Source organism: Actinomycetota bacterium (assembly GCA_040905475.1).
Lineage (GTDB): Bacteria > Actinomycetota > AC-67 > AC-67 > AC-67 > DATFGK01.
In genome coordinates this window covers 42,194-68,409 of the sequence record JBBDRM010000173.1, presented here as the reverse complement: position 1 = coordinate 68,409, position 26,216 = coordinate 42,194, and the positions used below count along the sequence as shown (strand labels likewise).

31 protein-coding genes are annotated in these 26,216 nt (G+C 67.6%); 11 read left to right on the top strand and 20 right to left on the bottom strand.

Annotated features, from left to right (window positions below; translation table 11 throughout):
• The 5 genes from WEB06_21800 to greA form a co-directional block, all read right to left on the bottom strand.
• Window positions 1–224 (bottom strand): hypothetical protein (locus tag WEB06_21800; protein ID MEX2558254.1); only part of this gene is annotated, 224 nt, incomplete at its 3' end.
• Window positions 225–387: 163 nt separating this feature from the next.
• Window positions 388–1,230, bottom strand: coding sequence for a hypothetical protein (locus WEB06_21795; GenBank protein MEX2558253.1), 843 nt, complete (start codon window positions 1,228–1,230; stop codon window positions 388–390).
• Between the two features lie 43 nt (window positions 1,231–1,273).
• A complete protein-coding gene (gene metF, locus WEB06_21790; protein MEX2558252.1) occupies window positions 1,274–2,164 on the bottom strand; it encodes a methylenetetrahydrofolate reductase [NAD(P)H] in 891 nt (296 codons plus the stop codon).
• Between the two features lie 164 nt (window positions 2,165–2,328).
• Window positions 2,329–2,838: a peptidylprolyl isomerase gene (locus WEB06_21785; protein ID MEX2558251.1), complete on the bottom strand. Its 510-nt coding sequence runs from the start codon at window positions 2,836–2,838 to the stop codon at window positions 2,329–2,331.
• Window positions 2,839–2,867: 29 nt separating this feature from the next.
• Window positions 2,868–3,371 carry a transcription elongation factor GreA gene (gene greA / locus WEB06_21780; GenBank protein ID MEX2558250.1) on the bottom strand — a complete coding sequence of 168 codons (504 nt, stop codon included), beginning with the start codon at window positions 3,369–3,371 and terminating at the stop codon, window positions 2,868–2,870.
• Between the two features lie 41 nt (window positions 3,372–3,412).
• On the opposite strand from greA, the gene WEB06_21775 reads away from it, so the two are divergent.
• Both WEB06_21775 and WEB06_21770 read left to right on the top strand, forming a co-directional pair.
• Window positions 3,413–3,682: a hypothetical protein gene (locus WEB06_21775; protein MEX2558249.1), complete on the top strand. Its 270-nt coding sequence runs from the start codon at window positions 3,413–3,415 to the stop codon at window positions 3,680–3,682.
• Window positions 3,683–3,859: 177 nt separating this feature from the next.
• Window positions 3,860–4,480 (top strand): hypothetical protein, encoded by a 621-nt coding sequence (locus tag WEB06_21770; GenBank protein MEX2558248.1) that lies wholly within the window; start codon window positions 3,860–3,862, stop codon window positions 4,478–4,480.
• 3 nt (window positions 4,481–4,483) lie between these two features.
• Here the strand turns inward: WEB06_21770 and WEB06_21765 are convergent, their stop codons facing one another.
• Complete coding sequence (locus WEB06_21765; protein MEX2558247.1) at window positions 4,484–5,110, bottom strand: HAD family phosphatase; 627 nt, start codon at window positions 5,108–5,110, stop codon at window positions 4,484–4,486.
• Between the two features lie 4 nt (window positions 5,111–5,114).
• Window positions 5,115–6,176 carry a phosphotransferase gene (locus WEB06_21760; protein MEX2558246.1) on the bottom strand — a complete coding sequence of 354 codons (1,062 nt, stop codon included), beginning with the start codon at window positions 6,174–6,176 and terminating at the stop codon, window positions 5,115–5,117.
• Between the two features lie 67 nt (window positions 6,177–6,243).
• On the opposite strand from WEB06_21760, the gene WEB06_21755 reads away from it, so the two are divergent.
• A complete protein-coding gene (locus tag WEB06_21755) occupies window positions 6,244–6,852 on the top strand; it encodes a PH domain-containing protein (protein MEX2558245.1) in 609 nt (202 codons plus the stop codon).
• A 55-nt stretch (window positions 6,853–6,907) separates the two neighbouring features.
• Window positions 6,908–7,369 (top strand): transcriptional repressor, encoded by a 462-nt coding sequence (locus WEB06_21750; GenBank protein ID MEX2558244.1) that lies wholly within the window; start codon window positions 6,908–6,910, stop codon window positions 7,367–7,369.
• Between the two features lie 21 nt (window positions 7,370–7,390).
• Here WEB06_21750 and WEB06_21745 read toward each other — a convergent pair whose 3' ends face one another.
• The 6 genes from WEB06_21745 to WEB06_21720 all read right to left on the bottom strand — a co-directional run bounded on the left by WEB06_21745 (window position 7,391) and on the right by WEB06_21720 (window position 12,990).
• Window positions 7,391–8,404 carry a hypothetical protein gene (locus WEB06_21745; GenBank protein ID MEX2558243.1) on the bottom strand — a complete coding sequence of 338 codons (1,014 nt, stop codon included), beginning with the start codon at window positions 8,402–8,404 and terminating at the stop codon, window positions 7,391–7,393.
• A complete protein-coding gene (locus tag WEB06_21740) occupies window positions 8,401–8,757 on the bottom strand; it encodes a helix-turn-helix transcriptional regulator (protein MEX2558242.1) in 357 nt (118 codons plus the stop codon). Before WEB06_21740 ends, WEB06_21745 begins: the two co-directional genes overlap by 4 nt.
• Before the next feature lie 85 nt (window positions 8,758–8,842).
• Complete coding sequence (locus tag WEB06_21735) at window positions 8,843–10,303, bottom strand: M28 family peptidase (GenBank protein ID MEX2558241.1); 1,461 nt, start codon at window positions 10,301–10,303, stop codon at window positions 8,843–8,845.
• A gap of 45 nt (window positions 10,304–10,348) precedes the next feature.
• Window positions 10,349–11,194, bottom strand: coding sequence for a metal ABC transporter permease (locus WEB06_21730; protein ID MEX2558240.1), 846 nt, complete (start codon window positions 11,192–11,194; stop codon window positions 10,349–10,351).
• Window positions 11,178–11,993 carry a metal ABC transporter ATP-binding protein gene (locus tag WEB06_21725; protein ID MEX2558239.1) on the bottom strand — a complete coding sequence of 272 codons (816 nt, stop codon included), beginning with the start codon at window positions 11,991–11,993 and terminating at the stop codon, window positions 11,178–11,180. Before WEB06_21725 ends, WEB06_21730 begins: the two co-directional genes overlap by 17 nt.
• Window positions 11,994–11,997: 4 nt before the next feature.
• Window positions 11,998–12,990: a metal ABC transporter substrate-binding protein gene (locus tag WEB06_21720; GenBank protein MEX2558238.1), complete on the bottom strand. Its 993-nt coding sequence runs from the start codon at window positions 12,988–12,990 to the stop codon at window positions 11,998–12,000.
• Window positions 12,991–13,045: 55 nt separating this feature from the next.
• Between WEB06_21720 and WEB06_21715 the strand changes: the two genes are divergently transcribed.
• Both WEB06_21715 and WEB06_21710 read left to right on the top strand, forming a co-directional pair.
• Entirely contained in the window at window positions 13,046–14,035 is a 990-nt protein-coding gene (locus WEB06_21715; protein MEX2558237.1) for an ABC transporter ATP-binding protein, read from the top strand.
• Window positions 14,032–15,159, top strand: a complete 1,128-nt coding sequence (locus WEB06_21710; GenBank protein MEX2558236.1) for a hypothetical protein — start codon at window positions 14,032–14,034, stop codon at window positions 15,157–15,159. Before WEB06_21715 ends, WEB06_21710 begins: the two co-directional genes overlap by 4 nt.
• Window positions 15,160–15,163: 4 nt before the next feature.
• Here the strand turns inward: WEB06_21710 and WEB06_21705 are convergent, their stop codons facing one another.
• Window positions 15,164–15,517, bottom strand: coding sequence for a co-chaperone GroES (locus WEB06_21705; protein ID MEX2558235.1), 354 nt, complete (start codon window positions 15,515–15,517; stop codon window positions 15,164–15,166).
• 76 nt (window positions 15,518–15,593) lie between these two features.
• Here WEB06_21705 and WEB06_21700 point away from each other — a divergent pair, with 76 nt between their 5' ends.
• Together WEB06_21700 and WEB06_21695 are read left to right on the top strand one after the other, a co-directional pair.
• Window positions 15,594–16,397: an alpha/beta hydrolase gene (locus tag WEB06_21700; protein ID MEX2558234.1), complete on the top strand. Its 804-nt coding sequence runs from the start codon at window positions 15,594–15,596 to the stop codon at window positions 16,395–16,397.
• Complete coding sequence (locus WEB06_21695) at window positions 16,397–17,155, top strand: hypothetical protein (GenBank protein MEX2558233.1); 759 nt, start codon at window positions 16,397–16,399, stop codon at window positions 17,153–17,155. Before WEB06_21700 ends, WEB06_21695 begins: the two co-directional genes overlap by 1 nt.
• Before the next feature lie 3 nt (window positions 17,156–17,158).
• Here WEB06_21695 and pgl read toward each other — a convergent pair whose 3' ends face one another.
• Genes pgl through WEB06_21675 form a run of 4 tightly spaced genes read right to left on the bottom strand, consistent with a single transcriptional unit; the run spans window position 17,159 to window position 20,358 of the window.
• Entirely contained in the window at window positions 17,159–17,902 is a 744-nt protein-coding gene (gene pgl / locus WEB06_21690) for a 6-phosphogluconolactonase (GenBank protein MEX2558232.1), read from the bottom strand.
• Window positions 17,899–19,578: a transaldolase gene (locus WEB06_21685; GenBank protein MEX2558231.1), complete on the bottom strand. Its 1,680-nt coding sequence runs from the start codon at window positions 19,576–19,578 to the stop codon at window positions 17,899–17,901. The genes pgl and WEB06_21685 overlap by 4 nt, the downstream gene beginning before the upstream one ends.
• A complete protein-coding gene (locus WEB06_21680) occupies window positions 19,548–19,919 on the bottom strand; it encodes a universal stress protein (GenBank protein ID MEX2558230.1) in 372 nt (123 codons plus the stop codon). The genes WEB06_21685 and WEB06_21680 overlap by 31 nt, the downstream gene beginning before the upstream one ends.
• Before the next feature lie 16 nt (window positions 19,920–19,935).
• Window positions 19,936–20,358, bottom strand: a complete 423-nt coding sequence (locus WEB06_21675) for a universal stress protein (protein MEX2558229.1) — start codon at window positions 20,356–20,358, stop codon at window positions 19,936–19,938.
• A gap of 126 nt (window positions 20,359–20,484) precedes the next feature.
• Here WEB06_21675 and WEB06_21670 point away from each other — a divergent pair, with 126 nt between their 5' ends.
• Window positions 20,485–21,165 carry a Crp/Fnr family transcriptional regulator gene (locus tag WEB06_21670; protein ID MEX2558228.1) on the top strand — a complete coding sequence of 227 codons (681 nt, stop codon included), beginning with the start codon at window positions 20,485–20,487 and terminating at the stop codon, window positions 21,163–21,165.
• A 480-nt stretch (window positions 21,166–21,645) separates the two neighbouring features.
• On the opposite strand, the gene WEB06_21665 is transcribed toward WEB06_21670, so the two are convergent.
• Window positions 21,646–21,813 carry a hypothetical protein gene (locus tag WEB06_21665; protein MEX2558227.1) on the bottom strand — a complete coding sequence of 56 codons (168 nt, stop codon included), beginning with the start codon at window positions 21,811–21,813 and terminating at the stop codon, window positions 21,646–21,648.
• Between the two features lie 125 nt (window positions 21,814–21,938).
• Between WEB06_21665 and WEB06_21660 the strand changes: the two genes are divergently transcribed.
• Window positions 21,939–22,277: a Rieske (2Fe-2S) protein gene (locus tag WEB06_21660; GenBank protein ID MEX2558226.1), complete on the top strand. Its 339-nt coding sequence runs from the start codon at window positions 21,939–21,941 to the stop codon at window positions 22,275–22,277.
• Window positions 22,274–22,672, top strand: coding sequence for an antibiotic biosynthesis monooxygenase family protein (locus tag WEB06_21655; protein ID MEX2558225.1), 399 nt, complete (start codon window positions 22,274–22,276; stop codon window positions 22,670–22,672). Before WEB06_21660 ends, WEB06_21655 begins: the two co-directional genes overlap by 4 nt.
• A gap of 706 nt (window positions 22,673–23,378) precedes the next feature.
• On the opposite strand, the gene WEB06_21650 is transcribed toward WEB06_21655, so the two are convergent.
• Window positions 23,379–26,216 (bottom strand): FAD-linked oxidase C-terminal domain-containing protein, encoded by a 2,838-nt coding sequence (locus tag WEB06_21650; GenBank protein MEX2558224.1) that lies wholly within the window; start codon window positions 26,214–26,216, stop codon window positions 23,379–23,381.

Genomic DNA, 26,216 nt, shown 5'->3' with positions numbered 1-26,216 from the left:
CCCATGATGACGCCGACCTGGAGCGGCTCGTCGCGTGCCGTCGCGACCGCGCTGACCCGCACGCCGGCGCCGAGCGCTCCGAGCACACCGAACGTGCCCGCGATCAAGCTGAGAACGGCCGGCAGCCGAGCGGGGAACGTGCGGTACACGGTCCCCGCCGCCTGGTCTGCCCTCACCCGTTCCCGGCCCGCGAGCCCTGGACCCGCTGTCGTTACGTCGGCCACGGAAACCTCCCTCTTCGGAGTTCCGCCTCGTGCCGCCCAAACCCTGCCGATCGAGACTGATTTCGCCGCTTCGGCCTCGCTGCACAGGGTTTCTACCATTCATCCCTTTGCCGAATCCAGGCAAGGTCGCTGCTCGGCTCGCTCGGGGACGCTGGAGGCCGTATCAACCCTTGGAGCGGCGAAGCTTGTCGAGCCGGGCTTCCGCGCGATCTGCTTCGCGCCGGGCCCCGGTCGCCTCCCTGCGCGCAGCCGTGGCCTCGGACTTCGCGTCGGCCGCCGTGCGAGCGGCCGCATCCGCTCGCTTGCGGACCTGCACGGCTTCGTCGTCGGCTCGCCGCATCGCTTTCTCGAGCCGTTCTGCCTCGGCTTCCGCTCGTTCGGCCTCGCGTGTTGCGCGAACGGACGCGCGCTCCGATTCGAGGACCTGCTTCGAGGTTGGACCGGCCGACGGTTTGGCCTTCGGCGCGGGGCGTGACGGCTTCGACGAAGCTTTCACCCGCGGAGACGGCGAAGCCGGTGCGGTCAGGTCCCCGAAGCCGGTGCGCCGCATCTCCTGAGAGATCAGGCCCCGGCGCAAGAGCGTGCGGCCGGTAGTGTCGGCGGCCGCCGCGTACAGCGTGTCGGAGATCCGGTCGAGGGTTCCACGACCCGAGCCCAGGCCGCTCTCTTTCAGGAGCCATTCCGCCGCCTTCATCAGCTCTCCGACGGCTTCGCGCTCGGCGAGCGTCGCTTCCCAGAGGTCGCCGGCGGACGCCCCTTGCAGGAGCTCCTGCTGCGCCCGCCGGAGCTGGTCGCTCGCCGCGATCAGCACCTCGATCTGCTTGGGGTACCGGCGCGCCAGCTGGTTGACGGCCCACGCCGGCGCCGTCGGCTTTCGGAGCGCCTTGACGCGCGCGGACTCCGCGGCGTCCCCGGCGGTCTTCAGTCGTGCGGCCAGCGCGTCCCGCGCCGGCGTGAATTGGTCGAGCGGGAGCGCGTAGAGGCGATCGACTTCCTGCTCTTCCATCGACGCGATGATAAGCCGCGATCCCGCCGATGCCCCTGGAGCGCTACCGCGCGGCTCGCTCCCGAACGTCGTCGAGCCCGAGGCTGTCGAGGATCGCCAAGACCGAGCGAGACCGGTTCATCGCATAGAAATGGATGCCCGGCACGCCGAACTCGAGCAGCCCCTGGACCTGAACGGTCGCGTAGTCGATACCCATCCGAACGGCCGCTTCCTCATCACCGGTCACCTGCTCGAGCAGCCTGCCGAGCCTTTGGGGGATCTTGGAGCCGCAGAACTGGGTGAACCGGATGGTCTGCTCGGCGGACAGGACCGGGAAGACGCCCGGCACGATGGGAACCGTGACGCCGATCGCTCGGGCCCGTTCGACGTAGCGATAGAAGTCCTCGTTGTCGTAGAAGAGTTGCGTGATGACGACGTCGGCCCCGGCGTCGACCTTCTCCTTCAAGTAGCGAAGGTCCGACTCGGCGCTCTCCGCCTGCGGATGGGTCTCCGGGAAGCCGGCGACGGCGATCGAGAACCAACCGTGTGCACGCGCTTCCCGGACGAGATCGACGCTGTACTGGAACCCGTCCGGATGCGGCGTCCATTCGTCCGCGCCTCGCGGGGGGTCGCCCCGCAACGCGATGATGTTCTCGATCCGCCTCCGCTTGAGATCGGAAAGGACGGCGCGGATCTCGTCCTTCGACTGGCCGGTGACGGTCAGGTGGCACATGACGTTGAGACCGCGCTCTCGGTGGATCCCTTCCACCATCTCGACCGTCGTGTCGCGCGTCCCTCCGCCGGCCCCGTAGGTCACCGAGCAGAACGACGGGTCGAGCCGGGCGAGGACGGCGGTCTCCTCCATCAGCTTCCGGACGCCCTCGGCGGTCTTGGGCGGGAAGAACTCGAGGGAGAGCTTCAGGCCGGGCTGGGCGTAGATGTCTCGGAGCCTCATCGAGCCAACAGGGTACCGTGCTGCGCCCGAAAAGCGCGGCGCTTTTGCCCGAAGTCCCTAGTAAACGTGATCGGTCGGGACCCCCTTCGCGCGGGTGGCTGACATGGCTGACATGTCAGCCACCGTTCAGTGCCTCCGCGCCCGGCCCCCGCGATCCGCCGCGACTAGCTTTCCTCGATCTCGACCGACTCCAGGACCACCGGCTCCTTCGGACGGTCGCTCGACGTGGGGACGTGCGCGATCTTCTGCACGATCTCGAAGCCCGACACGACCTTGCCGAAGATCGTGTGCTTGCCGGTCAAGTGGGGCGTAGCCACCTCGGTGATGAAGAACTGAGAGCCGTTGGTGTTCGGTCCCGCGTTCGCCATCGCGAGCAACCCCGGCTTGTCGAACGAAGGGCCGCCCTTGGTCTCGTCCTCGAACTTGTAGCCCGGGCCGCCCGTTCCGGTGCCGAGCGGGTCACCGCCTTGGATCATGAAGTTCGGGATCACGCGATGAAATACGGTTCCGTTGTAGAGGGAGTCGTAGCGCTTCTCACCCGAGCGCGGATCCGTCCACTCCTTCTTCCCCGTCGCGAGCCCGACGAAGTTGTCGACGGTCTTCGGCGCATGCTCCGGCGTGAGCAGCACGCGGATCTCGCCGAGGGAAGTCTTGAACGTCGCGAACTTCTGCACGAGGAACCCCCTTGTCGGTCGAAGGTGAGCTACGAGCCGTCCCACGGACGGATCGTGATGATCTCGTAGGTGAAGCTTCCGCCGGGCGCCTCGTACGTCACCTTGTCGCCGGGACGCTTGCCTACCAGTACCGCGCCGAGCGGCGACTTCGGCGTGATCGTGCGCGCCCCTTTCGCACGCTCCTCGGGCGAGGCGGCGACGAGATAGGTGTCTTCGTCGTCCGCGTCCCCGTCGGTCGGCCGCACCGTTACGAGCACGCCGGGTTGTACCTCTTTCCCATCCTGGTGCGCCTCGGTAACCACGGCCGTCTTGATCATCCATCCGATCTTGCGGATACGGGCCTCCATCAGGCCCTGCTCTTCCTTGGTCGCGTGATACTCGGCGTTCTCGCTGAGGTCGCCCAGCTCGCGGGCGCGGAGCAAACGCGCGGCGACTTCCTTGCGGCCGGTGGTCGTGAGGTGGTCGTACTCCGCTTGCAGTCGCTCGAAGGCGGCCGGCGAAAGGACCGGCGGCTGCTCGTCTCTGGTCGGCACGACGGGCAAGTCTACCCCTCCTCCGGGTAGCATCCGCCGCCGTGGCGATCGAAGTGACGGCCCGCGCCGTCGAGGTATTGAAGCGAGCGTTCGAGCTCGGGCGCATGGACCCGTCGCAGGTGGGCGTCCGGGTCTCGGTCGCCGAAGGCTTGCGCGGCGAGGAGGTGCGGACCGGCTTCGCGGAGCAGGCCGAGCCGGACGAGACCATCGTGGAAGCCGCCGGCATCCGCCTATTCGTCGCAACCCGGCTCGCCGAGCGCGGTGCGGTGATCGACGTCGCCGCCGAGCACGATCAGATCACGGTTCACTGAATCCGGACATCTTGCGATCTGACCAGGACAACTAGTACAGATGCCCCTGGACGGCGGTGTATCGAACGCGTTGAGTAATCGTTGAATTCGCACTAGGTCCTATCGGAGAACCTCGTTCGCGCGCCTGAGGGGTGGCGACGAGTCCGAGGGGCAACGTCGCCCCAGGAGGATTTCATCATGGCGAAGGCTGCCAAGGTTCTTTGCGATCGTTGTGAGTCGAGGATCACCGTCGGCGTCTCGTTCTGCGACCGGTGCGGCGGCCCGACGCAGTGGGCGTCCCACCAGGAACGTGTCGGCTGGGAGTTGACCCAGTGGCAGGCCGCTGACCGGACACATGCCCCCGGTTCCCCTTCGAAGGGCAACGGATCGGCGCGGCGCTGGATCCCCCGGCCGTTCGGACGCAAGGAGAGCGCTCAGCCGAAGCTGACCTTGGTCCCACCCAAGTCGCAGCAGCGCGTTGAAGTCTCCGCTCCCACGCCGGCGGCGGAGCCCGACCCGGTACCTGCCGTGGCCGCGGTGCCCGAACCGCCCACGCGCAAGCCTGATCCCAAGCCCACGGCCGTCCGTGCCGCGGTGAAGCCGTTCCCCTGGGTACAACCGACCAAGGCCGCCCCGAAGATCGAGCCCCGGATCGAGCCCCGGATCGAAAAGGGTCCGCGCGACGCGGAACCGCTTCGCGATACGCCGGCGACCGTGATGGCGATGCGTCTGTTGAACGCCCGCGTTGCCGAGCTCGACGCGAAGGTTCAGCGGCTCGAGCGAGCGCTCGAGGGCGAAGACGCGATCAGCCTTCCGTAACCCTCATCGAAGCGCGATCCCGAGGAACTCCTCGAGCTGAGGGATCGTCTCGTCGGCCGCGTGGTGCCGGATGCCGAGCATCCCCACGGCGCTCGCTCCTTCCGCGTTGACCTCGAAGTCGTCGGCGAAGACGCAATCGGCCGGCTCCGCTCCGATCCGCTCGCAGGCCAGCAGATAGATCTCCGCTTGCGGTTTGCGCAGCCCGACCTCGCCCGACACCACGACGATGTCGAACAGCTCGTCGAACATCGGACGGTCGTACCCGCCCTCGCCGTAGTTGCCCCCCCACGAGTTCGAGATCAGCCCCGTCGGGACCCCCTGGGCTCGCGCACGGCGGACCGCTCCGATCATTGCCTCGTCGGGCCCCACGCGAGAGAAGAGCCGCACTTTCAGGCCGTCGGGCACGATCGAAGAGCCGAGCCGTTCGTTGAACAGCGCCGCAAGCCGCACGTCGAACTCGACCTGATCGATCGCGCCGGTCTCGACCAAGGTGAACGGGTCGTCCTTCGTGCGTGCCACGTCGCGCATGACGGCCCAGAGGGCCTTCGGGTCGAGGCCCTCGTCCTGAGCGAACCCTTCGAAGGATGCACGGACCGGCGTGGTCAGCACGCCACCGAAGTCGAGGAGCAGCGTCTTAGCCAGAGCGGATGACCTCCAGAGCGCGGGCGCCGATGGCGAGCACTCCCTCGGCCAGCAGCGCGAAGAACGGGTCGTCGGTGGTCCCGCGCAGATGCCGCGCGTACGACCCTTCCAACAGGATGCCGAGCTTCCAGATCGCCAGCGCCGTGTAGAAGCGGATGTCGGTCATCGACCTGCCGGACCGCGACTCGTAGCGGTCCACGAGATCGGCGCGCGTTGCCCAGCCCGGCTTGCCGAACACGTCGTTGAGCGCGCCGTGCAGCGGGTCGGGTGGATCGGACGGCTCACGCCAGAAGGAAAGCATCCAGCCGATGTCGGCGAGCGGATCGCCGATCGTCGCCATCTCCCAGTCTAAGATCGCCACCAGCCTCGCCGGTGCCGCGGGCGCGTACATCGTGTTGTCGAGCTTGTAGTCCCCCTGCACGATCGTGGGTGACTGCTCGGGGGGCTGATGTTTCTCGAGCCAGGCGGCGATGCTCTCATAGTCGGGCAGCGGGCGGGTGAACTTCGTTGCGCCGTCGAGCTGCTTGCGCCAACGGACGAGCTGGCGTTCGATGTATCCGGTGGGCCTCCCCCATCCCTCGAGCCCGACCGCGCGATGGTCGACCGCGTGCAACTCCGCGGCCGCGTCGATCAGCTCCTCACCGATGCGCCTCCGCTCGGCCGGCGCGTCGAGCCACACGGGGACGCGATCGCGGATCACGGTGCCGTCCACCTTCTCCATCAGGTAGAAGGGCGCGCCGATCACGTCGTCTTCTTCACAGAACAGGACCGTCGCAGGAGCGCGAACGCCCGTCCCTTCCAGCGCCTTCAGCACGGTGTATTCGCGCTTCACGTCGTGCGCGGTGGGAAGGTACGGCGGCCGCGGCGGGCGTCGAAGGACCCAGTCGTCGGCGCCGCGGCGGATGAAGAAGGTCTCGTTGGAGTGTCCGGCCTGGTGCCGCTCGACCTCGAGCCCGCCGGTGCCGGGCAGCACCTGCGCGAGGTAGCGCTCCAGCGACGCGGGGTCGACGAGGGGCTGGAGCTCGTCCTCGGAGATCGCGTCGTGCCGGCTCATGGGTCAGGGATTGAATCATCCGCCCCCGTGACGGGCCAACCGCGCGCCGCTGACGTAGCATCGTGCCGTGCCCTTCCCGACGCGTCTCCTGACCGAGGGCGAGGAGGTCATCCTCGACCTCCGTCCTCACTGGATCGCGCTCCTCAAGCCGGTCCTGTGGACGATCGCCATCGCCGTCGTGGCCGGAATCGTCTGGGTGAAGGCGGGCGGCGACGTTCAGGACGAGATCCGGATCGCCATCGTCGCGCTCGCGCTCATCTTGTGGATCCCGCTCGCGTTCGTCCCCGCGGTCCGGTGGCGGTTCACGCTGTTCGTGCTCACGAACGAGCGGGTGATCACGCGGTCCGGCGTCATCGCGAAGCGCTCGAAGGAGATCCCACTCGAGACGATCAACGACGTGACCTTCGGTCAGCGCATCATCGAGCGAGTGCTCGGCGCGGGCGATCTGATCGTCGAGTCCGCCGGCGAGTCGGGTCAGAACCGCTTCACCGACATCCGCCACCCCGAAGCCGTCCAGCTCGAGATCTACCGGGCGGCGGAAGCGCGCAAGGGTCTCGGGAAGCCGGGCGGACCTTCGCTCGGCGACGAGCTGTCGAAGCTCGCGGACCTGCGCGACCGCGGCGTGCTGACGGAAGAGGAGTTCCAGGAGCGCAAGCGCAAGCTCCTCAGCACCTGAGCGGCTTCCTGCATCCAGCTCGCAGGTGCATCATGACGCCGGTACACTTGTTCGCGTGAAGACCAAGGCGCCGCGCCCGGACCACGATCACGCGCTCCGCGAGCTGGACGAGCTCATCCGCTCGCACGGATTGCGCCGGACGCCGCAACGCCAAGCCACGCTCGAGGCCGTCGCCGCCGCGAAGGGGCACGCGACCGCCGAGGAGATCGTCGCGCGCGTTCGCCGCAAGCTTCCGGCCGTGAGCCCCTCGACCGTGTACCGCACGCTCGCTTCGCTCGAGCAAGTCGGGATCCTCTGTCACGCGCACCTCGGGCACACCGCGAGCGTCTACCACGTCGGGACGGCCGGACTGCATCAGCATCTGGTCTGCGAGCGCTGCGGCGCGATGCAGGAGGTCGGTGAGGCCCAGACCCGGCCGTTCGCGAAGGAGCTCGAGCGCCGGTTCGGCTTCCGGGCGAACTTCACCCACTTCGCGGTGCTCGGCGAGTGCAAGTCCTGCGCACGCCGCAAGCGCTGATCGATCACTGTTTCATTCCCGCTAAGTAGCTGGGGAGGCCGATGGGCCAGCGGGACGGGAACCATCGTGGGCATCCGGGATCGTTTCGATTCTTCGTTTCGCGCGCCTGTTGAAGATCACTATTGCGAGAAGTACTGCCACGGGCACGGCTATCTGAGTGGAAGTTTCGATCAAGTGCAGCAGCGAATGATTTCCGAAAGTGACGTCTCCGAGCTGCTGGGGCGACCACAGATTGCTATTCCGGAAAATGGCTACGACGATCGCCGTCAGCGGCAGGGCCAGAAGGAGGGACACTCGCCGGGCCCAGGCCGTGTTGAACCGGAAAGCCACACGAGCGACCAGTAGGACGCCGAGGCAAAACGCCACCCAGGCCTCCCGCGCCGTAATCCAACTTGGCCGAAGTTCCACGTCGTCGGAGACGCCGTAGGCGAAGACTGCGACAAGTGCAGCGGCACCGACCAGATAGGCGATCACGCGAGAACGCCCCAACAGCGCGACGCCGCGTGCCGGCCCGGGCGACCAGGTGAGCGCGAGGGCAGCGAGCAACCCCAGTCCCGCCCATTCCTGCATCTCCCCAGCCCCCAGAGCTCCCAGCACGGCCACCACCCAAGCCGCCGTCACCGACGTGCGCCGCAGCCCCACCAAAGCCAGAAACAGAACCGCAGGCCAGGCCAAAACCACAACACCCAGCACGACGTAGACGCTATTCCAACTGCCGCTGTGTTCGATCACGTTGAGGACCAGGAACCCCCCGGCGAACGAGCCCAGGCCGACGCACATCAGGACGGACGCCAGAACGGAAACGATTGCCAGCGCATCGGACCACTCTCGGCCGAGTCTTTCTGGACGCGCCCGACGAAGCCGGATGAGAAGCGCACCGCGCAGCACGTCAGCCGTGTCACGGATGCCAGGCCAGCGTTGTCCGGGCTTCGCGACCGCGAGCAGCACGCCGATCATTTCCTCTTCGTGGGCGGCCCGATGATCGCGAGGGTAGAGGGCAAGCAGGCGTCGGTAGCGGGTCTCGAGCGAGTTCACCACCCGCCTCCGGCCGGCGCGAAGGCCGTGACCCCCGCCGCGCGGAGCCGACGTGAGGCAGCGTTGGCATGGCGCCGCAGGCGTCCAGCCTCGGCGGCCAGGCGGCCAGCGCCCGTTTCGGTCAGCTTGTAATAGCGGCGCAACCGCGCCTCTACGATCTCCTCATGGTCGACCTCGATCAGCCCCTCCTCGCGCAACCGATCCAGCGCGGTGTACAGCGTGCCGGCCCGCAGGTGGACCCCCCCGTCTGAGATGCGCTCGACGTCGCCAATGATTCCATATCCGTGCTGCGGCTCTGCGGCGAGCGCCGTCAGGATCAGGAAGGTTGGTTCCTGCAGGGCCCGCCCAGTCATGGCGTCACTATATACCGACGGTCTATATATCGCCACCTCCAGCGATCCGAGGCAAAGACTTGTTCGCGCCGGAAGCGCTGGCGGGTCAGCGCTCGTGATCCATGTGGTCGTGGAGCACGCGAGCGAGCTCGGCCGACAGAGCCGCAGACGGTCCGAGCGGCGGCCACAGCGGTTCGATCACCCGTCCGATGGGGAGCAGCGCGATGTCGCCGGCGAGGTCGGCCGTCGCCTCCGCCAGCGCCTCGAGGTCGTCGGGGTAGACGGTCGCGAGCGTGTCGCCGTCGGTGTGGTACTCGGGATAGCCGGACACGGGCCAGGCGAACGGGATCCCCAGCGCCGCGAAGTGATGGACGTCGCTTCGCAGGCGTCCGCCGATCTCGCCGGAACCGACCGGGGCGAAGACCGAGGACAGGATCGGAAGCCCGAGGACACCGTGCGCGGCGAACCGCGCGAGGAACGGCGCCTGCAGCAGCGGCTCCTCGGAGAACACCATCGCGCGCCACTGGAAGACCGGCACGTCGGTTCGAGCGGCGGTGCCGCGGGTCATCCCCTGCACGTCCGACGCCCGCGCGCTCGACGCGTCCAGGTTGATCACCGCCTTGACGTCGTCGATCTGCAACGGTGTGCCGCCGTCTCCGACGGCGAGCCCGGCGGTGAGTGACTCGACCAACCGCTCTGCGCCGATGAGCCCGACTTCCTCCGCGTCCATCAAGCCGACCACGACGCCGATCTCCGGCGGCGCAGCGGCGAGGATCTCCGCGGCCCTCAGGACGGCCGCCGCACCTGACCCGTTGTCGGCGGCAGCCTGGAACCATCCATCCGCATGCGCGAGCAACACGACGTAGTCGTTCACCCCGGCGGGCGGGCGGCGCACCCCGAGTACGTTGCGTCCGAGGGCGGAAACGAACCCGCCCATCGCGCGGAGCCGCACGTCGTGGCCGACGATCGACTCCTCGTCGGTGGCCGCGACGACGGTCGGAAGCAGCCGGCGCGAGCTCTGCGCGAACACGAGGTGGCGGTTGGCGTCGCCTTGCACGACGGCGCCGGCGCCTCCCGCGGCGACGATCGCGTCGAGATCGTCGCCCACCGACACGAAGGGCGCGTTCTTCCACTCGGGACTCGCCGAACGGAAGGGGATGAATCCGCAGTCGCCGGGGCCGACGGCGGCGACCGGCCGCACGCGGCAGGTGATGCCCGAAGCCGGCGTGACCGTCTGAAGGTTGAACGCGCTCTCGACCTTGTAGTCGTAGCCGTCGACGACCCGCTCGAGCATCGGCTGGTGTCCCGGCGTGTAGTCGATCGCGTATCGCGTGAACGCGAAGTCTTGCCGGAGGACGCGGTAGCCGCTCGCGGCCAGCCGGCCGGCGGCGTAGTCGGCGACCGACGCCATGCCCGGCGAGCCCGCGCGCCGGTACTCCGGAGCCGGCGAGCGCTCGACGATGGCGCGGAGGTGATCGAACGCCGAGGGCTCGGCCGCCCGGCCGCCGTCCCAGCCGAGGACGGGCGCCAGGAGGAGCGCCAGCGACAAGACCGCGCGGGACTTCACATCAGAAGGGTTCGCCCGGCCGGGCGGCCGGTCCTGCGAGCACGGTCAGATGTGCGCTTCTGCGCCCCGAAGGCGTCGGGCTCCGCGCGCGCCGTAGACGAGGTAGGTGATCGCGAACAGGCTCGTCGAAACCAACACGATGGACGCGCCCGAGGCGATATCGAGGAACCAGGACAGGTACATGCCGACGAAGCCCGACACCGCTCCGACCAGCACGGAGATCCACAGCATCCGCGAGAAGGAATCGGTGAGCATCCGGGCGATCACCGGCGGCACGACCAGCGCCGCCGCGATCAGCGTCACGCCGAGGATGTTCATGGTGGCAACGATCGCCGCCGCGAGCACGAGCGCAAACAGCGCGTCGATGCGTCCCGTGTTGACCCCCGACGCCTCCGCGACCTCGGGGTCGAACGTCGTGAAGAGCAGCTTGCGATACATCGCGAAGATGATCGCCGCCGCCGTGAGCGTGACCCCGCCGACCACGAGCACGTCGGTGGATGTGACGCCGAGCACGTTGCCGAACAGCGCGGCCTCGAAGTTGCGGTTGAACTTCCGCTGCTGGGAGATGAGCGCGACGCCCACGGCGAAGCTGCCGATCGTGATCACGCCGATCGCCGCGTCGGCCCCGATGATCCTCCGGCGCGCGACGCGGTTGATCATCAGCGCGGAGACGAACCCCCACAGGCCTGCCCCCACGTAGAAGTTGATCTTTGTCACGAAGCTCACGATCGCTCCGCCGAAGATCGCGTGCGACATGCCGTGTCCGATGTAGCTCATCCCCCGCAGGACGACGTACACGCCGATCAACCCGCACAGCGCGCCGGCAAGGACCGACACGAGCATCCCGTTGACGAAGAATTCGAACTCGAACGGCTCAAGCAGGGTGTTCATGGTGCTCCTCTCGCAGCGGGACGACGTCGGCCGGCGCCGGCGTGGTCTCGACGACGATCGGCATCCCGCCGTGGGACAGCACCTCCATCGGCGCGCCGTAGGTCCGCTCGAGCACGTCGGGCGTGATGACCTCCGCCGGCGAACCCATGGCGATGATCTCCTTGTTCAGGCAGACGAGTTCCGGCAGGTGGGCGGCGAGCCCGTTCAGGTCGTGCGTCGTGACCAGGATCGCGAGGCCGTCGTGATGGAGCTCGTGCAGGAGGTGGACGACGTCGTGGCGGGTGCGGACGTCGACGCCGGAGGTAGGCTCGTCGAGCAGGAGCAGCTTCGGCCGCCGGAGCAGCGCCCGCGCGATGAACACGCGCTGCTGCTGCCCGCCGGACAGCTCGCGGATGTGCCGGCCCCCGAGCCCGCCGAGCCCGAGCGTGGAGAGCACCCGGTCCGCCTCGCGCCGCTCCGCGCGCGTTGCCCAAGGTGTCTTGCGCTCGTCGAAACGGGCCATAAGCACGGCCTCGCGGACGGTGACCGGGAAGTACCAGTTCACCGTATCGACCTGCGGAACGTACCCGATCGGGACCACGCCGCCGGGGAACGAGATCCGGCCGGCGACCGGCTTGAGCGCGCCGGTAACTGCGCGCAGCAGGGACGTCTTGCCGGAGCCGCTCGGCCCGACGACGCCGAGGAACGAGCCGGCTTCGATGCTCAGGTCGACGTTGACGAGCACGGGCTCGGCCCGGTACGCGCAGGTGACGCGCTCGAAGCGAACCAGCGTGTTCCCGAGCGGAACCGCCTCGCTCATCCCGCTACTCCCGGTAGGTCGCCGAGCCCTCGCCGGCCACGTTCGTCGTGTCGATCCCGTCGAACGCGGAGACGTCGCCGCCCAGCGCGGACATGAAGGTCCTGTAGTCGAACACCATCAGCCCGAGGTAGGAGTGGGTCGGCTCGCCGGCGCTGCCCGGCAGGTCGTCGTCGCGGAGGTCGTCCACGTACTTCGCTCCCGCCTCGGACGCGATGGTCTTCAGGACCGGGCTCGGGAAGACCTCGGACCCGAAGATCGCCGGGACTTTCTCGTCGCGGATCTGCTCGATGAGGTCGGCGACCTCGCGGGCGCTGGGCTCGGCGAAATCGGACGGCTGGATCGCGCCGATGATCGTCCATCCGTACTCGCGGGCGAAGTACGGGAACGAGTCGTGATAGGTGAGGAGCTTCCGGTTCGCCTCGGGCACCGTCGCCGTCGCGGTGCGGATCGCCTCGTCCAGCGCGTCGATGCGTGCGGCGAACGCATCATAGTTGGCCTTGAACGTCGCCGCGCCGTCGGGGTCGAGCACGGTCAGCTCGTCGCGGATGATCTCCGCGTAGCGCATCGCGTAGAGGGGGTGCGTCCACAGGTGCGGGTTCGGATCACCCGCTTCCTTGGGGAACGAGAAGTCGTAGATGTACTCGGCCGGCGTGATCGTCAGATCGCCGAGCTTCACGATCTTCACGCCGTCGGGAACGTTGGCCTCGGCCAGCTCGAGCGTCGGCTCCTCGAGATGCAGACCGTTGATGAAGACGATGTCGGCCTCGGCCATGACGCGGGCGTCCGACGGGGCGGGCTCGAACTCGTGGCTGTTCTCGCCCTCGGGGACGACGCCGGTGATCGTGACCCGGTCGCCGCCGACGTTCTGCGCGATGTTGGTGATCGGCGAAACCGTGGTGACGACACGCGGCTTGCCGCCGTCGGCGGACCCGTTGCCGCCGCATGCGCCGGCGACGACGGCGAGCCAGGCAGCGATGAGGACGGGGCGGAAGCGCATGGAAACACGCTATCATCCGCCGGTTCGTTGTTGCAACCAGCTCGCAAGTAGCGAATTGCGAGCTTACCTGAGCAACGCACCCCGTCGAAGTCGATCCCTTCGAGGTCGAGGCGGCTATGCTGCCGCCGGGGAGGGTGCCATCGACGCGGTCATCGAGACGTCCGGTCTTTCGAAACGCTTCCGCAAGCGCGTCGCCGTCCATCCGATCGACCTCTCCGTTCCGCCGGGAACCCTGTTCGGCTACCTCGGCCCGAACGGCGCGGGGAAGACCACCACCATCCGGATGTTGCTCGGCCTGGCACGGCCGTCCGCCGGGAGCGCCCGCATGCTCGGTCGCGAGGTGCCCAAAGGGCTGGCCGCGATCCGGATGCAGCTCGGCAGCGTGCTCGAGAACCCGGCCTTCTACCCGAGGATCAGCGCCCGCGAGAATCTGAGGATCCTGGCCCGCACCGCCGCGGATTCGGACGCGCTGACCCTCGTCGATCCGCTGCTGGAGCGTCTCGGCCTGGGCGACCGGGCGAAGGACAAGGTTCGCACCTATTCACATGGGATGCGCCAGCGACTCGGGCTCGCCGCGGCGCTGCTCCACAACCCCGACGTGATCGTGCTCGACGAGCCGGCGACGGCGCTGGACCCGGCCGGCATCCGGGACGTCCGCGGGCTGCTGTCGGCGTTGCGAGACGAGGGCAAGACCATCTTCATCTCGAGCCATCTGCTGTCCGAGGTCGAGCAGCTCTGCGATCACGTCTGCGTGGTGAGCAAGGGACGCCAGGTCTACCAAGGCACGCTCGCCGGCCTCACAGCACGGGCGGTTGCGAAGGTGCGCGTCGAGGTCGAGCGGATCGACGACGCGGAGGCCGCGCTGCGTGCCCTCGGCTGGGCCGTCGAGCGCGAGCCGGACGCGTTGCTCGTCGACGGCGTTCCGCCCGGCGAGGTCAACCGCGCGCTCGCCGACCGCGGCTTGTACGCGCACGGCCTCGCGGGACAGAGCCGCAAGCTCGAGGACGTGTTCTTGGAGCTGACCGAGGAGCCGCCGGCGTCGTGAGCGCTCGTTCGACGCTTTCTCCACTCCGGGCCGCGATCGGCGCCGCCCTGCGGGGCCCATCGCTCCTCATCCTGCTCGTCGCGACCCTCGGCGTCTTCGGACTGATGTCGTGGGGAAGCTTTTCCGATCTGCGGAGCCAGCGGAACGTTCTCGACAAGGCCGAACGCGGCGAGCTGCGCGGCTTCGACCTTTTCCAGCTGCGGATCTCGACGAGCTGCGACGGGCAGACCTGCACCATCGGGACCCACGATGGCCGCTCCACCGGGATCACGTTCCCTCAGCCAACCGAAGAGCAATTCAACAGGTTCGACCCGAACCAGCTGCCGCCCGAGCTCGAGGTCATCGAGCAGAACCTGCCCCAGCTGGTGAGCGCGCTGCGGGAAACGCTCGGGGAGCAGGAGCAGACTCTTTCGCCGCCGTCGACACTGCGATCGCGCATCCGCGCTGCCGGAACGTTCTGGGGCGTTCTTTTCGCCGTGCTGGCCGGCGCGAGCCTGCTGGGCGCAGAGTGGCGTTGGGGCGTGTGGCGGACCTTGTTGACGCATGAGCCGCGGCGCGGCCTCGTGCTGCTGTCGCGGTTCGCGATGCTTTGGATCGTGGTCGGCGGCGGCATGGCGATCACGCTCGGCTTCACGCTCGGTACCGACGCGTTATTCCGCGCGCTCACCGACGTCGACGCCACCGGCGGACCCGGCATCGCGACGCTCGCGCGCTCCGCGGGGGAGTCGCTCCTCTCGCTCGAGTTCTATGCGTCGATGGCCGGCGCACTCGCCACGATCGTGCGAACGAGCTTCGCCGGCATCGGGTCCCTCGTGTTCTTGCTCGCCGAGGGACTCGTGGCCGGGCGGTTCCATTGGTTGCGGCACTTCCTCCCGGCGCAGCAGGTCGCGACCTTGATCCCTCAGTTCGCCGGCGTGGAGACGACCGGGTACGCGTGGTGGCCGCCCGTTCTGGCGGGATCCGTGAGCTGTACGGCGACGCCCGGCGGGTTCGCGGTGACCTGTACGGAGGCCCTCTTGAAACCGATCCCCCACTGGCGCGCTGCGCTCGTGCTCGGCGCCTGGGTCTTGGTGGCTGCGCTGCTGGCGTGGATCTTCGTCCGCCGGCGGGACGTGCCTCAGTAGCGTTCTACAGATACAGCCCGGTGCCGCCGCCGTCGGTGCGATCGGACGCGACGGCGTGGATGTCCCGCTCGCGGAGCAGGATGAACTCCTCGCCGCGTACGTCGACCTCTAGCCCGCCGTCCGGCAGATGCAGGACGTTGTCCCCCAGCTCGATGGCCCGGACGTTGGGGCCGACCGCGACGACCTCGCTCCAGATGCAGCGCTTGTTCACGCTCGCCGCGGTCGCCGGGATGAGCAAGCCGGTCTTGGTGCTGCGCTCGCCTTCGGGTGGACGGCGAACGAGGAGCCGGTCGGCCGTCATGCGGATCGCCTGGCCGGCCTCGTTGGTTGCGTCGATGCGCCTGATCTTCGCGTCCATCCGAGCCTCTAGGATAGCGCCGTCGGTTCGCGACTGCGGGCCGCGTTCCCGGCGGCGTCGTTGTACCCTACCCGCAATGTCCTTGATCGATGGCCCCGATTGCCGCCTGTGGGTGGACGTCCTCGGCGACGGCGAGCCGGTGACCGTCGTCGCGCACGGCATCACCTCGTCGTCCGAGGAGATCGCATACTTCGCGCACAACGCTGTGGGAACGCGCGTCCTGTTCGACTTCCGCGGGCACGGGCGGAGCGAGGCGCCGCCGGAGGAAGCCGGCTACGACTACCCGGCGATGCGCCGCGATCTCGAGTTCGTCGCCGACACGTACGGGGCCACCCGCGCGTTCGGCGTCTCGATGGGTGCCGGCGCGATCCTGAACCTCGTTGCCGACAGGCCCGACCGCTTCGAACGGATCGTGCTCTTCATCCCCGCGCGCGTCGACTCGGCCCACCAAGCCGCGAAGGATCGCTACCCACCGCTCGCTGATCTCTTGGAGAAGATGACCTTGGAAGAGGTCGCGGACCTGGCGGTCGCCGCGCCCGAGTCGCAGCCGCTGTTCGAGACCCGGCCGCAGTGGCGGCACTTGATCCGCGCACGGGTGCTGCGCATGAACGCGACCGGGATCCCGCGAGCCCTGCGGGCCTCGGTCGACGGGGCGCAACCGCTGGCCGACGCGTCCGTCCTCGCCCGCGTCACCGCCCCCACGCTGATCCTCGCCCACGAGGGCGATCCCCTGCACCCCGCCGAGGTCGCGCAACGCCTCGCCGAGCTGTTGCCGAACGCCGAGCTTCGGATGTGGCCGGAGCCGCTTTCGATGCTCGACGATCCGCTCGCGTTCGCGAACCGGGTGGGTGCGTTCCTTTCGGGCGCCGACGCGGCGTGATGCGCCGCTTCGCTCTGGCCGCAGCCTTGCTGCTGGTTCTCGCGGGATGCCGCGATGACTTCTTCGATCCAACCCCCGGCCAGACCGGCCCGGCTCCAACGCGCGTCGAGCTGGTCGCGCGCAACGTCCAGATCCGCGCCGGTGAGAGCAACGCCGTGCGCATCGGGTTCCAGCCGAAGGATGTCGCGGTGCAGTTGCGCGTGGATCGCTCGTCGGTTTCGGGTCGGATCATCGCGTGTCCGCTCAAGGCGATCGACGACCCGATCCCCGAGCAGTCGGCGTGCCTGCCCGACCTCCCGGACGGCGTTCGCGAGGGGCTGACCCTCTCCGGGCTCGGAGCCGTGGCGTTGGTGCGCGAAGGAGACACCGTCACTCTCGGGATCCGCATGGAGTTCGAGGAATCCGGACGCGGGATAGTGTTCCGCCTGCCGGTCATCCCACGTCCGGCCGGAGCGTCGGTCTGCAAGGACAACGGCTGCAATCCGTTCCTCGAGATGCTGCCGGTTCACGGCGGCACCTTCACCGCGACCGCACGATGGACCGGCGGCTCGGGCGTGCTCGAGGTCCTCGAGGGGCGCGTGCTCGCGCGGTCATTCTCCTCGACGGGCATCCCCTACCGGATCGCCGCACAGGCGAGCGGTCCTTCGCCCGTAACGGTGACCGCGACACTCAGCTCTCCATCCGAGTTTGCGCTCGCGCTGCGGAACACCAGCGCGGACGATCTCACCGACATCGAGATCGAAGCGAACTGGCCGTAAGTCTCAGACGTCCCCGTTCTCGGTGGTCAGGTCGAACAGCTCGTCCGGGTCGCGACGCGGGCGCGGCGGGATCGGAGCGCCGGCTGCGGCCTCGTCGAGCAGAAGGTGCGCACCGAGCACACGCGCCGCCGGCGTCGTACCGCCCGACAGGATGTCGGCTACGGCCTTCGCCTTGTCGCGACCCGTCGCGAGGATCAGCGTCCGGCGCGCGGCGTTGAGCACGGGAAGGGTCAGCGTGACGCGACGCACCCACCCGTGCTCGCGTTCGGTCGCCACGACCCAACGCTCACGCTCATCCAGCTCGGGCGAACCGGGGAACAACGACGCCGTGTGTCCGTCGGCTCCGATCCCGAGCAGCATCAGATCGAAGGCCGGGGTCTGATCGACGAACCGCTCGCGCAGGAGCGCCTCGTATCCCCGCGCTGCTTCGTCGGGATCGATCTCCCCGCGGATGCGGCTTACGTTGCCGTTGTCGCCGATCGTGTCGGCGACCAGCCGATAGTTCGAGGCGTGGTCTTCCGGAGGAACGCATCGTTCGTCGGCGAAGAAGAGCTCCACACCACTCGCCTCGAGCGTCCCGCGTGCTCCCAACCGCTCGTACGTTCGTCTGGGCGTCGAGCCACCGGAGAGCACGACCAGCGCGCGCTCGCGCGTCGACAGCGCATCGGACACGGTTTCGTCGACCAGCGCGCAAACCCGTTCGGCGAGCGACTCCGGGTCGGGGAAGGTCTCTACGGGGCGGGTCACCGAGGGAGAGCGCTACGGATCATGCGCGCGATCACCGGCAGTCCGGCCTCGACGCCTTCGGTGAGGTGGAGCCGCAGGATCCTCCGGTCGCGCGAGGCGAGCGCCTCGTAGTCGCCGGCGGCTTGCGCCGCCTGCAGGACACCGAACGTGTAGGGCCGGCCGGGGATCGGTACATCGTCGGTTTGCTCGGCGGTGATCTGGATGAACAAGCCGTTATCGGGGCCGCCTTTGTGCAGCTGGCCCGTCGAATGCAGGTAGCGCGGGCCGAATCCGACCGTGGTCGCGAATCGCCGCGCGTCGCGGATGGAGGTGCGGATCTCACGCAGCGATCGCTCGACCGAGGGCGAGCGAGGCAGGAACGCCTGCAGCGCGACGTACCGGTCGCGATGGAAGTATCCGAACAGTGCGTCGAGCGCCTCGGTCACCGACTCGGTCTCCACCGGCTCGTAGAGCAGGACGCCGTCCTCCTCTGCGACGGGATCGGGTCCGGGGATCGCGCCGTCTCGCACGTACGCTTCGATCAGCCGCGCGGTGTTCTGCTTGGACTCCGAGACATTCGGCTCGTCGAACGGATCGATCCCCAGCCGCCATCCGGCGGCCGCCGTCGCGAACTCCCACAGGAAGAACTGGGCGCCCAGCGCCTCGCGCGAAGGCACGTCGATCGTGAGAACCGGGTGCCCCTCTTCGCGCAGCGCCGCCATCGCGGCCGAGTTTTCGTCCGAGCCCGCGAGCCGCAGATGCACGAAGACGCGATCGTCGTCGTAGGCGGCCGGGGTTCCGAGCGGCTCGCCGTCGACCGGGATCAGCCCGACATCCAGCTTCCCCGTCGACTCCGCGAGGAGCTGCTCCGCCCACGCGCCGAACGCTTCCAAGCCGGCCGACGGCACGAACGTGACCTTGTCGCGACCCTCATCCGCGAGCTCTGCCAGCCCGACGCCGAGCACCAGCCCCGGCCCTTCCGGGTCTCTGCAAAGCTCCATCGCCTGCTGCGCCGCGTCGAGCAGGGGCGCGATCGCGACACCGATCGCCGCCGACGGCACGAGCCCGAAATAGGACAGCGCCGAGTAGCGGCCGCCGATATCCGGCGGGTTCAGGAAGGTTTCGCCGAAGACCTTTTCGCTCGCGAGCGCCTCCAGCGCCGAGCCGGGATCGGTGATCGCCGCGAACCGCTCCGGCGCCCCGGTCCGCTCGAGGAAGTACGCGGCGTGCGAACGCGTCTCGATCGTCTCGCCCGACTTCGAGGCGACGATGTACCGAGCGTCGGGAACCGGCAGCGAGGCTTCCGCAGTTCGTACCTCGGTCGGGTCGGTCGAGTCGAGCACCGTTAGAGGACGCCCGAACACCTTGGAGATGACCTCTGGAGCGAGCGAGGATCCCCCCATCCCGAGCAGCCCGACGGGCGCACCGGACGACGACGCGGCGAACGCGCTCAGTTGATCCAGATGCCGGGCGGACCATTCGGCGGCGTCGAGCCAGCCGAGGCGGTTCGCGATCGCCCGCTGGACCGCGTGGTTCTCCGACCAAAGTGAGGCGTCGCGACGCCAGATGCGAGCGGTGACGTCGGCGGCCTTCGCGTCTTCAAGCGCGTCGGCGACGTCGCGACCTTGCTTGCCCCATTCGGCGTCGAGCACGACGCGCGAGACCGCTAGGTAGTCTTGACGATGAGGACGTTGCACGGCGCGTGGTGCGACACCTGATTCGGCACCGAACCCAACAGGAACCGCTTCGCGCCGGTCATGCCCTTGTTCCCGACCACGATGAGGTCCACGGCCTCACGTTCGGCGACCTCGCAGATCATGTCGGCCGGATCACCCGACACGCTCTGCGTCTTGATGGTGACGCCGGACTTGCCGTGCGCCTTCTCCGCCTGGGAGAGAACCTTCTTCCCGTCCTTGGCGTCGCCGACGTGCAGCAGGAGAACCTCGGCGCCCGACGCCTTCGCCACGTCCACACCGACCTCGGCCGCGTGCGAGGCCGTGACCGACCCGTCGGTCGCGATCAGCACCTTCTTGTACACGTTGGCCTCCCGTTGCTCAGGTCGTGTGGACGATCAGGACGTTGCTGGGCGCATGGTGAGAGATCTGGTTGGGGACCGATCCGAGCAGGAAGCGCTTCGTGCCGGTCATGCCCTTGTTGCCGACGACGATGAGGTCGACGCCCTCTTCCTCGGCCACATCGATCAAGCCTTCCGCGGGATCGCCTTCCCTGACCACCGTCTTGATCTTGAGGCCCGTGCCGAGATGCTTCTCGGCGTCGCGGAGGATCGCCTGGCCGATCTCCTGGCCCGGGTAGGCGTCCGCGCGGCCGAAGGTCGAGCCGACGTCGGAGCGCGGTGGGGCGTAGGCGGTAAGGACGACCAGCTCGGCACCCATCGCTTTGGCCAGTTCGGCGGCGTGCTCGACGGCCCTGTTCGCCGTGTCGGACCCGTCGGTCCCGACGAGGATCTTCTTGAACATGCGTCCCCCCTTGGAGCCGGCTACCCCATAGGTCATGCGGCGGAGCGCGGATTCTTCCTCGGCAAACCTTACCGGAGCGCCCGAGATGCCCGAAAATCCACTACCATCCGCAACCTAGGGGGACTCGTGGACCGGAAGCAGCTGATCTCCGGGGTGGCGCTGTTCTCATCGCTGCCCGAGAGCGACCGCGAGGCCCTGGCCGGATCCCTCGTCCGCCAGTCCTACGACCGCGGCGACACCGTATTCCGCCAGGGAGATACCGGCGCGCACCTCTATCTGGTCGAGAACGGACGGGTAAAGATCACGACGCTGGCGCCGGACGGACGCGAGGCGTTCGTCGCGATCATCGGGCCGGGACAAGTGTTCGGAGAGCTGTCGCTGTTCATCGAGCAGCAACGCACCGCGGACGCCAGGACGATGGAACCGACCGTTCTGCACGCGCTTGCGCACGACGACTTCCGGCCCTACGTGACCGCCCATCCCGAGGTGGCATGGGAGCTGCTGCGGGTGCTCGTGCTCATGGTTCGGCGGCAGGACCAGGCGATCCAGGACATGGTGTTCCTCGATGTCGGCGGCCGGGTGGCGCGGCGGTTGCTGGACCTGGCCGCGCAGCACGGTGAGCCGGACAACCTTGGTATCCGCGTGAAGGTCCCGATCACACAAGAGGAGCTGGCGCAGATGGTCGGCGCCTCACGCGAAAGCGTGAACAAAGCCGTGGGCTCCTTCATGGACCGAGGCTGGGTCGCGCTCGACGGACGGAATTACGTGATCCTGGATGAGGGGTCCCTCAAGAAGCGGTTGAAGTAGCGTTCAGTTCGCGCGCCAGTTTCGACGCGCAGCTACGGAACGCTCTTGAGCTTCTCTTGCCGGTCTCCAAGGTGAGGTCACGCCCGAGTGCGATCGAGGCGATTCGGAGGTCCGGCTCGTCCAGTCGCCTCCCCTCCAGTTCCAACCGGTGTGGTAGAGACCTGGAGCGGCATCGCGAAGCCGCCGGGCAGGGATCCTCTTGACATCTGAGGTGTCCTTGGTAAAGTCAACTATTGTATGATACAAGAATCCAACCGAGCCGCGAGATCGCCCAGTCATGAGGAACGGCTTGAGCGCGCATGGGCCTCGGTTGCCAAGTCGTTCTCGGCAAAGCGGACCCCGGCTTCCGACAAGCTGAATCTCAGCACAGCCCAATACCACACCTTGCGATTCGTCTGCGAGCGTCATTCCGTGCGGATGACCGAACTCGCTCAAGCGCTCGGCACCGCGGAGAGCACGGCGACAAGAATGATTGACAAGCTAGTCCGTGATGGCCTCGTCACGCGACATGCCGAGGAACTCGATCGTCGCTCTGTCTCCGTACGGGCTACCAAGCGGGGGCGTGCCTTGTTCACCACGGCGAGGCGCCTTCGCATCGAGGATGTCGCTCTCGTGCTCCGTCCGCTCGAGCCGTCCGAGCGCGAACATCTCTGCCGGCTCTTCGAAAAGCTGGCCACCGGCGCGACCTCGAGCGAAGGCAAGCGCACCGCGCCACCTAGCTCCCGAGCTCTTCGGACACTCCCATGATGCGCGTGAGGCGACGAATCGGATATTTGGACGAGTTCGTGGAGGGAATGCCGCGCCGCAAGCTCATCGGAATTCGGTGGATCGTGGTCTTCCGGATCGGCGATCGGCTGTACGCGCTCGAGGATCGTTGCCCACATGAGGGAACGCCGCTCAGCATTGGCACGCCCAGCGGCATGACCGTTCGATGCCGCAGCCACGGTTTGGCGTTCGATCTCGAATCCGGCGTTTGTGCAGCCAACGATGACTTCCAAGTGCGGAACTTCCGCGTGCACGTGCGCAAGGGAAAGGTGTGGGTGACTCCTGCGCGAGTCCGCCGCCGCCACGCCCCGGCGACGAGGACATCATCGATTAGGGAGACGCGGTGACGCCGACCGATCCATCTATGGAAGCCGCCGGCCTTTCGCCCAATGTGGGAGAAGGAATGTCGGCGCGCCCAACGTGGCTCTCGGTACTTCAGTTCTTCGTGAAGGAATCCGAAACCGACGTCTTCGAGAACGACCTGGAGGAGATGCATCAGCTGGCCAGGAAACAGCCGGGCTACATCTGGGGGCATTACAGTCGGTCGCTGGTGGACGGGCGCTATTTCGTTATCAGCGAGTGGGAGTCCTACGTCGACATGAAGAAATGGGAACATCAGCCACGCCATGAGGAGATCGGCGAAACAAACGAGTCGCGGTACGTGGCGCGGCGGGACATGCAGAACCGCAAGTTTATCCCGTGGTACAAACCCGGCGCTGAACGAAAGTCCTGGACGGGGTAACAGCACCCTGCTCTTCGCTCACAGCACCCCGAAAGGACCTCGCACTTCTCGAATCGAGCTATTCCCCGTCATGTCGGAGCCCATATGGAACCAGAGCGCTCCGCACTTAGGATGCGTGGTTCTCGAGAGAGCCCAGTGAGGAAGGCTCAGGTGTTGATCGGGGTCGGGCCACGAAGCTGCTTGCGGATGTGGCCAAGTTCCTGTCCGAGTCGAAGACTCAATAACAGGAAGTGAATGGCGAGAGGCGGCGTGAGTAGAAACATTCCCGACTAGTGATCCGTCACCGACCAGGAGATCCTCCGGTACCACTCGCCGGCCCGGAGGATGTCGACCGTTCTGTCCGGGCGGCCCGAGAGGCCCCTGAGTCATGGTCTCAAACTGGGCCCCACGTCCGGGTCCGAATCCTCACCGCGATCGCGGACGCGATCGATCGGGCGCCAACGAGCTCGCTCAGCTCGAGTCCCTTGACTCCGGGAAGCCGGTCAGCCAGGCGGAGTCGGAGCCGGCGCGGCGGCGCGCACTTCCGCTATTACGCGGGATGGTGTGAAAAGGTCTACGGCTAAACGATCCGGGCCAGAGCATTCGTCTACACGCACCGGGAATCAGTCGGAGTATGCGAACAGATCTGTACACCACCATCAAGTCTGCCTGGCTGTCGTTGTGAGACATCGAGCGGCAGGATCGCCGACGGCTGATCCCCCGCCGCTCACCCGCCGGCGGCCAGCCGACTGGCGAGGAATTCGATCGGGTGCTGGGCTCTACGGCCTGCAAGGTCGGAGATCTGGTGGCGACACGAGGTTCCCGTGGCAACGACGCTCACGTCGTTACCGACCCGGGCTACGGCGGGAACGAGGACGCGCTCAGCCATCGCCTTCGACAGAGCGTACCGGTCGGCCAGGTACCCGAAAGCTCCCGCCATTCCACAACACCCCGCGTCGAGAACCTCGAGCTCGAGCTCGGGGACGAGCAGGAGCGCCTTCTCGGTGCCTGCTGTTCCCCAGAGTGCCCGCTGATGACAGTGAGGATGAAAAACGACCCGACCGCCGCGCTCGAAAGCGATTGACGACGCAGCGTCCACGACATAATCCTCGACCATCGAGCAACGCTCGGCGATATCTGAGACGTCGCCGATGAGGTGCTGCCAGTCGTCGGTCACGGCCGACAGGCACGACGGCTCGCAGAAGACAATCGGTGCGGTGGTTGCCCGCAACGCCGCCGCGGCGCGGCGCGCGACCTTCCGCGCTTTGTCAACGTATCCCTCGGAAAGCATGACACGGCCGCAGCATCCCACGGGTGCGAGCCCCAAGCTCCGACCGGCCGCCTCGAGCACTCGAGCGCTCGCCTGCCCGATCCACGGCTCTTGAAAGGTGATGAAGCAGTCGGGGTACAACAGGACCTCACCTTTGGCCGTCGGCATCCTCGCCGTCAGCGGTCGCCGGACCAGCTGGGGAAGCGCGCGTTCCGACGCGATCCCGAGCCGCCGCTTTACCCACCTCGATCGCAACACGTGGTTCGCGACCGGAGCGATAGGCGCCCCGAGATACGAGAGGGCACGCACGTTGGCGATGGCTCGCTGGAGCACGCGGGCTCCCTCGGATCGTCTGACGGCGTCCATCCACTCGACCTTCAGGCGTGCCATATCCACCCGGGCCGGGCATTCGGTCTTGCAGGCTTTGCAGCCGACGCAGGTCTCCATGACCTCTCGAGCGACGGGTGTGGCGATGTCGGACAGCTGGAGCGCGCCCGACACGACAGACCGGAGCAAGTTGGCGCGCGCGCGCGTGCTGTGCTCCTCGGCGCCGGTTGCCGCGGCCGGCGGGCACATCGTGCCGACAGAGCGCTTGCGGCACAATCCAGCGCCGAAGCAGCGCTCGACGGCGGAGGCGAAGCCCCCCTGGTCGGAGAGATCGATAGCCGTCCGAATGTCGCGCCTGCGATACTCAGCGCCATAGCGAAGGTTCGCCAATGGGTGAGGACCGTCGACGACTTTCCCGGGATTGAGCAGACGGGTTGGATCGAAAGCGGCTTTCAACGCCCGGAACTGAGCGTAAATGTCGGATCCGAAGAGGCGTTCGTTCCAATAGGTGCGTGACAGCCCGTCGCCGTGCTCGCCGCAGAGATCGCCACCCCAGGCCTGCACCAAGTCGACCGTCTCGGACATCAATGACTCGAGTCGGTTCAGGTCTACGCTGCTCGTCATGTCGAGAAAGGGGCGGACGTGGATGAGGCCTGTCGATGCATGCCCGTACCAGACGGGAGTCATCTCGTGGGACGCAAACAGACGGTCGAACTCCCGGATATAGCCCGGCAGGCGTTCGACCGACACGATCGTGTCCTCAACGAACGCTTGCGGCAACAGTGGCCCTCCTGCCACCGCGGACATTGCGCCGATGCCAGCCTCACGGATGGCCCACATGCGCGCACACTCCCCTGGGTCAACAAAACTCGCGCGCGACAGCACCCCCGAGGCCGAGCGCAGCACTCGATCCATGCGATCGAAGCCTGCCGCCGCTTCCGCCGTCGAGTCTCCTTGATACTCGATGAGCAAAAGCGCGCCGACATCGGGGTCAACCGCGGCGACGGCGGGCTCGTGGAAAGGGTCCCGCCGGGCCATCTCCAGCATCGACCGAGAGACAAGCTCGACGGCGCACGGCGCCGTATCGACGAGGTCGGGCACCGCAGCCATAGCGACGTGAAGGTCCGTGAAGCCGATAACCGCAAGCACGCGCGAGGCGGGCAGCGGGTCGAGCGTCAGCTCCACAGCCGTCACGATCCCGAGCGTTCCTTCCGAGCCGGCGAATAGCTTCGCTGCGTCGGGCCGGTCGGCGCAGAGATGCTCGAGGAGATACCCGGAACCGCGGCGGGACAGCGTATGGAACCGCTGACCGAGGAGCGGCGTCGCCGCTTCTCGTACACGCTCCAGGTCCGCCGCTAGATCGGGCGGAGCGCCTGCGGCGCCCACGGTCCCGTCCGTCGATTCGACGAGACGGACATGCTTCCCACCGGGAAGGACGGCTTCGATGGCGTGCGTGTGGTCCACGCTCGCCCCTGACACGATGGAGTGCGTCCCTCCCGAGTTGCTCCCGACCATCCCCCCGATCGTGCACTGCCGTTTCGTCGCGGGATCCGGGCCGAACTCCAGGCCGACGTCGCGCAAGGCGCGGTTCAGCTGCCACCACGACACGCCAGGTTGGACTCGCGCCAGACGCGCCTCCGCATCGATCCACTCGATACGGTCCAGCCGGCTGGTGTCCAGGTTGAGGCCAGGCCCGACGCACTGGCCGGACAGCGAAGTGCCGGCGCCGCGCGCGGTAATCGAAATTCCTTCCCTGCTACAAACATCGACCGCGGCCGCGATATCGTCGACATGGGCCGCGATCAGGACGGCAACGGGATCGATCGAGTAGGGAGAGGCGTCCGTGGCGTAAAGACGCCTCGTGATCACGTCCGTATGCAACTCTCCGCGGATCACGCCCTTCAACGCATGAGCGAAGCGGGCCGGCGCGTCGTCGGTCCGCGCCTCAACTCGCTCGCGCGCGCTCAT

Excerpts from the sequence above, each read along its gene's own strand:
- WEB06_21795 (MEX2558253.1), bottom strand. The coding sequence starts at position 1,230 with ATGGAAGAGCAGGAAGTCGATCGCCTCTACGCGCTCCCGCTCGACCAA.
- metF (MEX2558252.1), bottom strand. The coding sequence starts at position 2,164 with ATGAGGCTCCGAGACATCTACGCCCAGCCCGGCCTGAAGCTCTCCCTC.
- WEB06_21770 (MEX2558248.1), top strand. The coding sequence starts at position 3,860 with ATGGCGAAGGCTGCCAAGGTTCTTTGCGATCGTTGTGAGTCGAGGATC.
- WEB06_21760 (MEX2558246.1), bottom strand. The coding sequence starts at position 6,176 with ATGAGCCGGCACGACGCGATCTCCGAGGACGAGCTCCAGCCCCTCGTC.
- WEB06_21740 (MEX2558242.1), bottom strand. The coding sequence starts at position 8,757 with ATGACTGGGCGGGCCCTGCAGGAACCAACCTTCCTGATCCTGACGGCG.
- WEB06_21730 (MEX2558240.1), bottom strand. The coding sequence starts at position 11,194 with ATGAACACCCTGCTTGAGCCGTTCGAGTTCGAATTCTTCGTCAACGGG.
- WEB06_21725 (MEX2558239.1), bottom strand. The coding sequence starts at position 11,993 with ATGAGCGAGGCGGTTCCGCTCGGGAACACGCTGGTTCGCTTCGAGCGC.
- WEB06_21720 (MEX2558238.1), bottom strand. The coding sequence starts at position 12,990 with ATGCGCTTCCGCCCCGTCCTCATCGCTGCCTGGCTCGCCGTCGTCGCC.
- WEB06_21705 (MEX2558235.1), bottom strand. The coding sequence starts at position 15,517 with ATGGACGCGAAGATCAGGCGCATCGACGCAACCAACGAGGCCGGCCAG.
- WEB06_21700 (MEX2558234.1), top strand. The coding sequence starts at position 15,594 with ATGTCCTTGATCGATGGCCCCGATTGCCGCCTGTGGGTGGACGTCCTC.
- WEB06_21695 (MEX2558233.1), top strand. The coding sequence starts at position 16,397 with ATGCGCCGCTTCGCTCTGGCCGCAGCCTTGCTGCTGGTTCTCGCGGGA.
- WEB06_21675 (MEX2558229.1), bottom strand. The coding sequence starts at position 20,358 with ATGTTCAAGAAGATCCTCGTCGGGACCGACGGGTCCGACACGGCGAAC.
- WEB06_21665 (MEX2558227.1), bottom strand. The coding sequence starts at position 21,813 with ATGTTCGCGCTCGGACGGCTCGAGCGGACGGAGCACGAGAGCGACATC.
- WEB06_21650 (MEX2558224.1), bottom strand. The coding sequence starts at position 26,216 with ATGAGCGCGCGCGAGCGAGTTGAGGCGCGGACCGACGACGCGCCGGCC.